The following is an 8,353-nucleotide window of genomic DNA, read 5'->3' as shown; positions in this document are numbered from 1 at the left end:
ATCGACATCTTCACATTCGCCAGATCAACCCCAGACCCGTCCGCACGAACCCGGGCCTTCACGTTGTAGTCTATCACCCGCTTCACCGGGACCAGGATCTTCATGGGTCGTTCTCCCCTTCGTATCTGCTTGTCGGGGGCAGTGTTACCGACGGATCGGCGCGCTTTACAACATAAAAGCGTCCACCGACGCAGCGTTTGCGCCAGCATCCGACATTGCTGTCAGGCCTGGCGGCTTGCCCCCGGCACCCACAGGATATCGTCGGCCCCGCCGCTGTTGGCGACACGGGCCGCGACGAACAGCCAGTCGGACAGGCGGTTGAGATAGCGCACCGCCGCCCCGTTCACGTCGCCCCCCGTCGCCAGATCGGTCGCCCGGCGTTCGGCCCGGCGGGCCACGGTGCGCGACAGGTGCAGATGCGCGGCCAGGACCGAACCGCCCGGCAGGATGAAGCTGCGCAGCGGGTTCAGGTTGGCGTTCATGGCGTCGATTTCGGATTCCAGCCGCGTCACCTGGGCGTCGATCATGCGCAGGACAGGATACCCCGCCTGGTCGTCGGCGGCCATGTTCGGCCGCGCCAGATCGGCACCCAGGTCGAACAAATCATTCTGGATCACCGCGATCCGTTCGGCCAGGTCGCCCGTCGCATGAAGGCGGCAAAGGCCGAGGGTGGCGTTCAGTTCGTCCACGGTGCCATAGGCCTCGACCCGCGGATCGTGCTTGGCGACGCGGCTGCCGTCCGACAGCGCCGTGTCCCCCTTGTCGCCCGTGCGGGTATAGATGCGGTTCAGGACGACCATCAGCGACCCCCACCAAGCCAGACAAACAGCATGATCAGCGCCACGGTCACCGCCTGCGCGACAAGCCGCCACCGCATCATCCGGTTGCCGTGCTTGCGGTTGAATTCGCCGCCCTTGGCGAAGCCGCCGATCCCCGTGGCCAGGATCGCCAGCACCGCCAGCATTGCAATCGCAATCACATAGAACAGGGGACTGTCGGTCATGCTGCCGCCTTTCATTGGCCGGAACCCTAGCCCTGGCGCGCGAACCAGTCCAGTGCGCGCGTGGGAAGAAGCCGTCGCGCCGTGCCGGAAATCCAGGTCGGCGTCGTGACGTAATAGCGGGGTCGGGGCCGCACCGCCGTCAGGGCATGGACGATGCGGTCGCTGACGGCCGATGGCGGCAGCTCGAACCGGTCCTTGCCGGATGGCTCGTAAAGCCGCTTCAGCAGGGTTTCGCGGTATTCCCCGGCGCGGGCGCTGTTCTGCCAGTTCACCCATCGTTCGAAATGCGGAATGGCGTTCACGCGGATACGGCTGGCGATCGGGCCCGGCTCGATCAGGATGACCTTGACGGGGGTGCCTGCCATCTCCAGCCGCAGGACGTCGGTCAGACCTTCCAGCGCGAATTTCGTCGCCACATAGGGGCCGCGCCAGCGGATGCCGATCAGCCCCAGGACCGAACTGATGTTGACGATCCGCCCGCCGTTCTGCCGGAAATGCGGGATCAGGCGGACGGTCAGGTCATGGGTGCCGAACAGGTTCGCCTCGAAGATCGCGCGCAGGGCGCCGCGCGGCATGTCCTCGACCGCGCCGGGCAGGGCGAAGGCCGCGTTGTTGACAAGCGCGTCCAGCGGGCCGCCGGCTAGCACCCGATCGGCCAGCCGGGCCACGCTGTCGGGATCGGACAGTTCCAGGGGATGGCACTCCATCCCCTCGGCCTGGCGGGCGGCGATGTCTTCGGGCTTTCGGCAGGTGGCGACGACCTGCCAGCCGATGGCCTGCATCCGCCGTGCGGCGTCCAGGCCGATGCCCGACGAACAGCCGGTGATCAGGACGCGTCCCGTCATGGGGCCGTGGCCGACAGGAAGCGCCCCGCGACATAGCCCGTGCGGCCATCCGCATCGCGGATGTTGACCCATTCCGCATCCTGCGGGCCAAGCGGCTGGACCGCCGTGCCCCGCGTCAGCGAGGCGACGACCCTGTCGCCGGTCGATGGCCCGGCCCGCATGTTGACCCGATCCCCGGTCACATACAGCACCGGTCCTTCGGGCAGTTCCGCGGCCGGGGTTTCGCCGGCATGTTCGGGCGAAGGACGAAGCGCCGGGCCTGGGAAGCGCTGCACCTGTTCCGGGGTCTGCGATTCGGCCTGGATGACGGCAGCGGGCGCGATCTGCGGTTCGGGCACGGCCAAGGCCCGGGCTTCGGCATCCTGGGCTGCGGGCTGGACTTCCGGGATCGGCCGGTTTGCGGCGCGGGGATTGCCGTCGCCCCAGATGGTCAGGACCAGGAACAGGCCCGCCAAGGTCGCCAGCAGCAGCGCGCCCAGTCTGATCATCCTTGCCCCCGCCGACCCTTCGGGATCTTGTTAACCTATGATGCCGGGCAACGCCAACGCCCTTGCCCCCGTTCCGCGATTCATGCTGGACCGCACGGGCTTCGCGCCCTATCTGATGCCGCATGTCCAGCCTGCCCCCCGAACCCCCCGTCGATCCCGAAGACAACACCTATTCCGAACCCCTCAGCCGTGCCATCGGTGAGCGGTATCTGACCTATGCCCTGTCAACGATCATGCACCGGGCGCTGCCCGATGCGCGCGACGGGCTGAAGCCGGTGCATCGCCGCATCCTTTACGCGATGCGCGAATTGCGGCTGGCGCCGAACGGGGCGTTCCGCAAGTCGGCCAAGATCACCGGCGACGTGATGGGCAACTATCACCCGCATGGGGATGCCGCGATCTATGACGCCATGGCGCGCCTGGCCCAGGATTTCGCCATGCGCTATCCGCTGGTGGACGGGCAGGGGAACTTCGGCAACATCGACGGCGACAACCCGGCAGCGGCCCGATACACCGAGGCGCGGCTGGCGCAGACATCCGAAAGCCTGATGGACGGGCTGGCCGAGAACGCGGTCGATTTCCGGCCGAACTATGACGGCACCCTGACCGAGCCGATCGTGCTGCCCGCCGCCTTCCCGAACCTGCTGGCCAATGGCGCCTCGGGCATTGCGGTGGGCATGGCCACGAACATCCCGCCCCACAACCTGCACGAGGTGATCGACGCCTGCCTGCATCTGATCAAGACGCCCGAAGCGCGCGACGACACGCTGGCGGGCATCCTGCAAGGGCCGGATTTCCCGACCGGAGGCGTCATCGTGGAAAACCGCGAGACCATCGCCCAGATCTATCGCACCGGCCGCGGCGCCTTCCGCGTCCGCGCCCGCTGGATGGTCGAGGATCTGGGCCGGGGCCAGTGGCAGGTCGTCGTGACCGAAATTCCCTATCAGGTCCAGAAATCCAAGCTGATCGAGCGTCTGGCCGAACTGATCCAGACCCGCAAGATCCCGATCCTGGCCGATGTCCGCGACGAATCCGCCGAGGACATCCGCATCGTGCTGGAACCCAAGGCCCGCACGGTCGATCCCGAACAGCTGATGGGCGCGCTGTTCCGCGTGAGCGATCTGGAAATCCGCTTCAACATGAACATGAACGTGCTGATCGACGGCCGCGTGCCCAAGGTCTGCTCGCTCAAGGAGGTGTTGCGCGCCTTCCTGGACCACCGCCGCGACGTGCTGGTCCGTCGCGCCACCCACCGCCTGGACAAGATCGCCGCCCGGCTGGAGGTGCTGGAAGGCTATCTGATCGCCTATCTGAACCTCGACCGAGTGATCGAGATCATCCGCAACGAGGACGATCCGAAAGCGGTGATGATCGCCGAATTCGCCCTGACCGAGGTGCAGGTCGAGGCGATCCTGAACATGCGCCTGCGCGCCCTGCGCAAGCTGGAGGAGATCGAGCTTCGTGCCGAACGCGACGCCTTGCAAGAGGAACGGCAGGGCTTGGAGGCGATGCTGGCCGACGAAGGCGCGCAATGGGCACGCGTCAGCGACCAGTTGAAAGAGGTGCGCAACCTGTTCGGCAAGTCGCGCCCCGAAGGCCAGCGCCGCACCCAGATCGCCGAAGCGCAGGACGTCGCGCCCCTGGACATGGACGCCATGATCGAGCGCGAGCCGCTGACGGTGATCCTGTCGAAGATGGGTTGGATCCGCGCCATGAAGGGGCACCAGCCGCTGGACGCCGAGAACAAGTTCAAGGACGGCGACGGCCCCGGCCTGGCGATCCATGCGGAAACCACCGACAAGCTGATGATCTTCGCCTCGAACGGTCGTTTCTATACGCTGCCGGCCAACAGCCTTCCCGGCGGGCGCGGCATGGGCGAGCCGCTGCGCCTGATGTTCGACCTGCCCAACGAGGCCGAGGTGATCGCGATGTTCCCCTGGCGCGAGGATCAGAAATATCTGGTGGCGTCGAAGTCGGGGGACGGCTTCATCGTCGCGGCGGGCGACATTCTGGCGCAGACCAAGACGGGCAAGCAGGTTCTGAACGGCGAGGCGCTGCTGTGCCGCCCGGTCAGCGGCGATCATGTCGCGGTCGTCGGCACGAACCGCAAGATGCTGGTGTTTCCCTTGTCGGAACTGCCCGAGATGTCGCGCGGCAAGGGTGTTCGCCTGCAGAAATACCGCAGCGGCGGCGGGCTGGTGGCAGATGACACCTTGTCGGATGCGGCCTTCATCACCCTGGCGGATGGTCTTCGCTGGCAGGAAAGCGGCGGGCGCACGCGGACCGAACCGGACCTGTCGAACTGGCTTGGAAAACGCGCCACCGCCGGCAGCATGGCACCGCGCGGATTTCCGCGGGACAACAGGTTCAACTGACGAAGGGCTGGCGCCCTTCGACGCCATCTTTCCGGGGGCTTCGCCCCGTCCGCCCCTGGCGGACTCCCCAGGATATTTGGGACCAGAATGAAGGGGCGGCCCCCTGCCGCGCCGGCATGATGCGGACCGGCAGGGGGCTTTCACTCTGGACGGTCATCGGCGTCCCCGCCTGTACCGTGATTCGGTTATGCCCTGGAGATTCTTTCATTCTGGTTAAAATATCCCCGCCGGAGGCAAGAATTTTTTCTTAAAGACCGCTGCCGCCGACCGATCCGAAATATTCGCCGGTGATATAGCTTGCCTCGTCCGAGGCCAGCAGCACATAGATCGGCGCGATCTCGACTGGTTGGCCGGGGCGGCCCAGGGGTTGGTTCTTGCCGTGTTCTGCCGCCTTCTGGGTGGGTTGCCCACCCGAGACCTGCAGGGCGGTCCAGTAAGGACCGGGGCAGACGGCGTTCACGCGGATGCCGCGCGGGGCAAGCTGCTTGGCCAGGGACTGCGCGAAGGCGACATTGGCGGCCTTGGTCTGCGCATAGTCGAACAGGATGTCCGACGGAGAGAAGGCCTGTACCGAGGAGGTGATGATGATCGATGCGCCCGGTTCCAGATGCGGCAGGGCCGCGCGCGTGACCCAGAACGGCGCATAGACATTCGTCTTCATCGTGGCGTCGAACGACTCGGTGGTCAGATCCTCCAGCTTTTCGCAGAACTGCTGGCGGCCGGCGTTGTTGACCAGGATGTCCAGCCCGCCAAGACCCTGGACCGCCTGGCTGACCAGGAACTTGCAGAACTCCTCGTCCTTCAGGTCGCCGGGGATGGAGATCGCGTTGCGGCCCTCGGCCTTGATGAGGGCGATGACCTTGTCGGCGTCCTCCTGTTCCTCGGGCAGGTGGTTGATGGCGACATCCGCCCCTTCGCGGGCATAGGCTATGGCGGCCGCCGCGCCGATGCCGCTGTCCCCGCCCGTGATCAGGGCGCGCTTGCCCTTCAACCGGCCTGTGCCGCGATAGCTGGTCTCTCCGTGATCGGGCAGGGGATCCATGCGGCAGGCAAGGCCGGGGGCAGGCTGTTCCTGCCTGGGAAAATCGGGTTCGGGCAGGCGTGGGTCGCTGATCGCGCCGCTGCGGAAGGGGTGTTCGCTGGACATGGGGGTTCCTTTCGGTTGCCCTGTCCAACAAGCGGCGGCTGCGCGGGTTCCCCTTAGCGCCGCCGCACCCATTTCCAGCCGGTGACCATGGGCCGGACCAGATCCTCGCGCTTCCAGAAGCGATAGAAGACGATGGCCCCCCAATGCAGCAGCACCAGGACCAGGATCAGATCCGCGCCGCGATGATGCCACCGCAGCGCCGTCCGCGACATGTCCGAACTGACCGTTGAGGCAAGAGGTCCGACATTGATATAATCGTCGGGATCCGCGAACAGCCCTGTCGCCGTTTGCAGGATCAGCACCGCCAGCATCGCAACCACCGCAAGGGCCCCGACCGGACTGTGGCCGGGCCAATGACTTGGATGGGGACGGATCATTTCACGGGCATAGCCCAGCACGGCGCGCGGTCCCTGGATGAAGCGGGTGAATCGCGCGGCCGGCGGACCGGCAAAACCCCAGACCAACCGGAAGACCAGCAGGGCGATGACGCCATAGCCCAGCCAGAAATGCAGCGTCATGTCCGACGGGCCGATCTTGCCCAGCAGCCAGTTCGCAACGACCAGCAGGGCCAGGGACCAGTGGAAGACGCGCAGCGCCGGATCCCAGATCCGTTCGCGCTGCGCCGGGGCGTTCGGCATCAGTCTGCCTTGCGGTAATCGTCGTGGCAGGCCTTGCAGGCCCCGCCGATCTTCTGCAGCACCGGGCCCAGATTGTCCTGGCCGCCCTGCACGGCCTCGGGGCTGCCTGCCGCGGCTTCCGCAAGGCCGGCGAACTTGGCGCGGAAATCGTCGGGCTTTTCCCAGATCGCGGGCAGGGCGTCGGAATCGTCGTTTTCTTCCGAGGAGGTGCCTTCGACGAACAGCGCGGGCGCGTCATATTGCGTCAGCGCCACGATATTGGCCGTCGCTCGCGACGCAGCAGCCTCGTCATAGGGGATTTCGCCTTTCGCCATGCCCGAAAGCTGGCCCATGTTGATGCCCAGCATCTTCATGAAGCCGTGGCGTGCCTCGATCGCATCTTCGGCCGCATCATCGGCGGATTGCCCAAGGGCAAGGCCGGGAAGGGCAAGGCAAAGGGTGAGGACAACTGCTTTGACGGGGGTCATGGGCTGGCTCCTTGCAAGGACTGGCTGTGATGGTGACGCGACTTCCAGGGAAAAGAGTGGCAGAATCAAACGTCTGGATCAATCAGACCGAAGGGCAATGCGCAGATGCGAAAACAGCCCCCGAAGGGGCTGCCGCAAGGGTCACGAGTAAAGCTTCGCGACGCCGACGTCCTGGTGGATGTCGTTGACCGCGGCTCGGTCAAGGTTCAGCGCGCGGGCCAGCCGGTCCAGATAGCGGGCTTCATCCTCGTGATCCAGGTCGATGGCCAGGACCGACATCAGATAAACCTGGGATTCCAGTCCCTTCGGCACCTCGCGGGCCAAGGCTTCGGGGTCCACGGGGGCGGCCATCTGTTCGCGGATGAACTGGCGTTCATCATCGTCCAGGTCGTCGCCCAGCTTGCCCAGCAGGCGCTGCTTTTCGGCCTCGTCGATGGTGCCGTCGGACTTGGCGGCCTGGATCATGGCGCGCAGCATCAGGCCGGCCACGGCGTTCTGTTCCGGGGTGGGCGCGACCTCGGGTTCGTCCTGCTTGACCACGGCATCGTTGAACAGCTCGCCGAAGCTCGCATCATTGGTGGGCTGCGAATCCTTGCGTGCCAGGCCGCCCGCGACGCCGCCCGCCGCCGCGCCGCCCAGAAGCCCGCCCAGAAGATCGCCAAGGCCGCCGCCGGCGCCCGCGCTGCGGGTCTTGGGGCCGCCGCCAAGCTGGCCCAACAGGTCGCCCAGGCCGCCGCTGCCGCCGCTTCCGGTCCGGGCCTTGTTGGTCAGGCCGTCCAGCAACCCGCCAAGCCCGCCCGACGCGCCCCGCGACTGCGGCCCGCCATAGCGCGACCCGCTGCCCGGGCGCCCGCCACCCAGGACCTGGCCCAGCATGTCGTTCAGGCTGCCGCCCGCGCCCGCCTGCGTGTTGTTTCCGAACAGATCGCCCAGCAGCCCGCCCTGTTCGCGGTTCTGCGGGATCTGCCCCGGGCGGCCCTGCTGGCGCTGCTGCATGGCCGCGCCCAGACCCTTGGCAAGAACAACACCGGCCGCGACGCGGCCCAGGGTTTTCATCAGGCTCATCGAATCCATCCTCCTATGCGGGGTGTCGAGACTTGGGGCACCCCTGGTTCGCCCCCGAACAGAACTGTGCCCGGAATGGTTCCACCGGGCAACCGGGACGCCTGCCTGGCGGGTCCGCCGGACGTCCGGGCGCCCTTGATTTTTCCCAAGCCGGCTTATACATCGCGGCGCACGTCAATTCGGGGCCGTCTTCGCCATGCCCCGCGATCAGGAGGCCATCATGGCAAAGGCAAAGTTTGAACGGACGAAACCGCACGTCAACATTGGCACGATCGGCCACGTCGACCACGGCAAGACGACGCTGACGGCTGCGATCACGCGGTAT

Annotated in this window: 10 protein-coding genes and 1 pseudogene; 2 read left to right on the top strand and 9 right to left on the bottom strand. The window is 66.4% G+C overall.

What is annotated here, in order from left to right; all coding sequences use genetic code 11:
• The 5 genes and pseudogenes from IEX25_RS19220 to IEX25_RS19200 form a co-directional block, all read right to left on the bottom strand.
• A pseudogene (locus IEX25_RS19220) lies at positions 1-104 on the bottom strand (electron transfer flavoprotein subunit beta/FixA family protein); the annotation flags it as partial.
• Between the two features lie 117 nt (positions 105-221).
• The gene (locus IEX25_RS19215; RefSeq protein WP_103174961.1) at positions 222-800 is read right to left on the bottom strand and encodes a cob(I)yrinic acid a,c-diamide adenosyltransferase; all 579 of its coding nucleotides are present in this window, start codon (positions 798-800) and stop codon (positions 222-224) included.
• A complete protein-coding gene (locus IEX25_RS19210; RefSeq protein ID WP_103174962.1) occupies positions 800-1,003 on the bottom strand; it encodes a twin transmembrane helix small protein in 204 nt (67 codons plus the stop codon). The genes IEX25_RS19215 and IEX25_RS19210 overlap by 1 nt, the downstream gene beginning before the upstream one ends.
• 26 nt (positions 1,004-1,029) lie before the next feature.
• Positions 1,030-1,848 (bottom strand): SDR family NAD(P)-dependent oxidoreductase, encoded by an 819-nt coding sequence (locus tag IEX25_RS19205; RefSeq protein ID WP_103174960.1) that lies wholly within the window; start codon positions 1,846-1,848, stop codon positions 1,030-1,032.
• Positions 1,845-2,336 (bottom strand): SH3 domain-containing protein, encoded by a 492-nt coding sequence (locus IEX25_RS19200; protein WP_103174959.1) that lies wholly within the window; start codon positions 2,334-2,336, stop codon positions 1,845-1,847. The genes IEX25_RS19205 and IEX25_RS19200 overlap by 4 nt, the downstream gene beginning before the upstream one ends.
• A gap of 122 nt (positions 2,337-2,458) precedes the next feature.
• Here IEX25_RS19200 and parC point away from each other — a divergent pair, with 122 nt between their 5' ends.
• Positions 2,459-4,711 (top strand): DNA topoisomerase IV subunit A, encoded by a 2,253-nt coding sequence (gene parC, locus IEX25_RS19195; protein WP_103174958.1) that lies wholly within the window; start codon positions 2,459-2,461, stop codon positions 4,709-4,711.
• A gap of 247 nt (positions 4,712-4,958) precedes the next feature.
• Here parC and IEX25_RS19190 read toward each other — a convergent pair whose 3' ends face one another.
• The 4 genes from IEX25_RS19190 to IEX25_RS19175 form a co-directional block, all read right to left on the bottom strand.
• The gene (locus IEX25_RS19190; RefSeq protein WP_188717301.1) at positions 4,959-5,858 is read right to left on the bottom strand and encodes an SDR family oxidoreductase; all 900 of its coding nucleotides are present in this window, start codon (positions 5,856-5,858) and stop codon (positions 4,959-4,961) included.
• A gap of 53 nt (positions 5,859-5,911) precedes the next feature.
• On the bottom strand, positions 5,912-6,496 hold the full coding sequence (locus tag IEX25_RS19185; RefSeq protein ID WP_103174956.1) for a cytochrome b/b6 domain-containing protein: 585 nt from the start codon (positions 6,494-6,496) through the stop codon (positions 5,912-5,914).
• Positions 6,496-6,963 (bottom strand): c-type cytochrome, encoded by a 468-nt coding sequence (locus IEX25_RS19180; protein ID WP_103174955.1) that lies wholly within the window; start codon positions 6,961-6,963, stop codon positions 6,496-6,498. Before IEX25_RS19180 ends, IEX25_RS19185 begins: the two co-directional genes overlap by 1 nt.
• 141 nt (positions 6,964-7,104) lie before the next feature.
• Positions 7,105-8,028, bottom strand: a complete 924-nt coding sequence (locus tag IEX25_RS19175; protein WP_103174954.1) for a tellurite resistance TerB family protein — start codon at positions 8,026-8,028, stop codon at positions 7,105-7,107.
• Positions 8,029-8,248: 220 nt separating this feature from the next.
• Here IEX25_RS19175 and IEX25_RS19170 point away from each other — a divergent pair.
• Positions 8,249-8,353: GTP-binding protein (locus IEX25_RS19170; RefSeq protein WP_188716923.1), on the top strand; the 105-nt coding region annotated here is incomplete at its 3' end.

It is taken from the genome of Paracoccus acridae, assembly GCF_014642735.1.
Classification (GTDB): domain Bacteria; phylum Pseudomonadota; class Alphaproteobacteria; order Rhodobacterales; family Rhodobacteraceae; genus Paracoccus; species Paracoccus acridae.
This window is presented reverse-complemented; position numbering and strand designations above follow the sequence as displayed.

Coding starts and splice junctions, on each gene's coding strand:
- IEX25_RS19185 (WP_103174956.1), bottom strand. CDS start 6,496: ATGCCGAACGCCCCGGCGCAGCGCGAACGGATCTGGGATCCGGCGCTG.
- IEX25_RS19200 (WP_103174959.1), bottom strand. CDS start 2,336: ATGATCAGACTGGGCGCGCTGCTGCTGGCGACCTTGGCGGGCCTGTTC.
- IEX25_RS19205 (WP_103174960.1), bottom strand. CDS start 1,848: ATGACGGGACGCGTCCTGATCACCGGCTGTTCGTCGGGCATCGGCCTG.
- IEX25_RS19190 (WP_188717301.1), bottom strand. CDS start 5,858: ATGTCCAGCGAACACCCCTTCCGCAGCGGCGCGATCAGCGACCCACGC.
- IEX25_RS19215 (WP_103174961.1), bottom strand. CDS start 800: ATGGTCGTCCTGAACCGCATCTATACCCGCACGGGCGACAAGGGGGAC.
- IEX25_RS19175 (WP_103174954.1), bottom strand. CDS start 8,028: ATGAGCCTGATGAAAACCCTGGGCCGCGTCGCGGCCGGTGTTGTTCTT.
- IEX25_RS19210 (WP_103174962.1), bottom strand. CDS start 1,003: ATGACCGACAGTCCCCTGTTCTATGTGATTGCGATTGCAATGCTGGCG.
- IEX25_RS19180 (WP_103174955.1), bottom strand. CDS start 6,963: ATGACCCCCGTCAAAGCAGTTGTCCTCACCCTTTGCCTTGCCCTTCCC.
- parC (WP_103174958.1), top strand. CDS start 2,459: ATGTCCAGCCTGCCCCCCGAACCCCCCGTCGATCCCGAAGACAACACC.